At 52.3% G+C, this 1,263-nt stretch carries 1 protein-coding gene; it reads left to right on the top strand.

Annotation, left to right across the window (positions count from 1 at the left end; all coding sequences use genetic code 11):
• Window positions 1-36: 36 nt before the first annotated feature.
• On the top strand, window positions 37-1,152 hold the full coding sequence (locus HYD27_RS31650) for an IS110 family RNA-guided transposase (protein WP_219221749.1): 1,116 nt from the start codon (window positions 37-39) through the stop codon (window positions 1,150-1,152).
• The last annotated feature ends 111 nt before the right edge of the window (window positions 1,153-1,263 follow it).

Below are 1,263 nucleotides of genomic sequence, written 5' to 3'. Positions count from 1 at the left end.
ACCATTTCAGAGCTACATGCGAAAGGAGCTGTTACTATGAAGAATACCATAAAATACGTCGGTTTGGATGTGTCTAAAGAAAAAATTGCGGTGGCAATCGCAGACGAGGGCCGAGAACCTGCCCGTTATCATAGTGCCATTGCCCATACTCCCGATGCCGTGGGACGACTGATGCGCAAAATCCAAAGCCAGGAGGCCACGCTAGAAGTCTGCTATGAGGCAGGACCTACCGGGTATGACTTATATCATTGGCTGACGAAAATGGGGATTTCCTGTACGGTCATTGCCCCTTCACGCATTCCACAACGTCCGGGCGATGCTGTGAAAACCGACCGGCGGGATGCTGAAAGACTGGCCCAGCTCCATCGTGCGGGGGAATTGACCGCGATCCATGTCCCGACTCCAGAAATAGAAGCCTTGCGAGATCTCATCCGGGCTCGGGAGGCGGCCCGTGGTGAATTACACCGGGCCCGGCAGCGGCTTATTCATTTCTTGTTGCGACACCAGATTCACACACCGGAAGGGATGAAAAGACGCTGGACCAAGAGATACCGGCAGTGGTTATCTGCCCTAACGTTTGAGTTTACGGCTCAAGAACGGGTATTCGCCGAGCTTCTGCAACAGCTACGGGAAGTGGAGGAGCGAATCAAGCGGTTTGAAGCTGCCATGCGGGAGGAAGCCGAGATCTGTACGCACGCGCCTGTTATTCAAGCGCTTCAGGGCCTGCGGGGAATCGCCTTATTGACCGCGATGACGTTGGTTGTAGAGATTGGGAATTTTGAACGCTTCCGTTCGCCGGCTCAGCTCATGAGTTATCTGGGGCTGGTCCCAAGGGAATATTCATCGGGAGCAAGTACGAAACGCGGACGTTTAACCAAAACCGGAAATACAGCCGTACGGCGTACACTCGTAGAATCGGCCTGGAGTTACCGTCACCGTCCTGCCGTCAAAGGTGATTTAGAAAAACGTCTGGAAGGCCAGTGTGCGCATGTCCAAGAAGCCTCGTGGAAAGCTCAGGAACGGTTACACCGTAAATATCTTAAAATGGTCAAACGGGGGAAACACCGAAACGTGGCCATGGCAGCAGTAGGACGAGAATTAGTCGGATTTATCTGGTCGATTGCTCGAAAGGCAGAACAAAGAATGGCGTAGCATGAAATAAGGAAAAAGACAGGCAGGCTCCAGTACATTGAATCCTTAGGGCATGGAGACAAAGAGAAAGGTTCGAGGAGAAACCGTGATTTTCCACTGCACAGGATCTAG

The sequence above is a fragment of the Paenibacillus sp. S150 genome, from assembly GCF_019352175.1.
Classification (GTDB): domain Bacteria; phylum Bacillota; class Bacilli; order Paenibacillales; family Paenibacillaceae; genus Paenibacillus_AQ.
The sequence above is the reverse complement of the archived record's forward strand: the minus strand, read 5'-3'. Positions and strand labels throughout refer to the sequence as shown.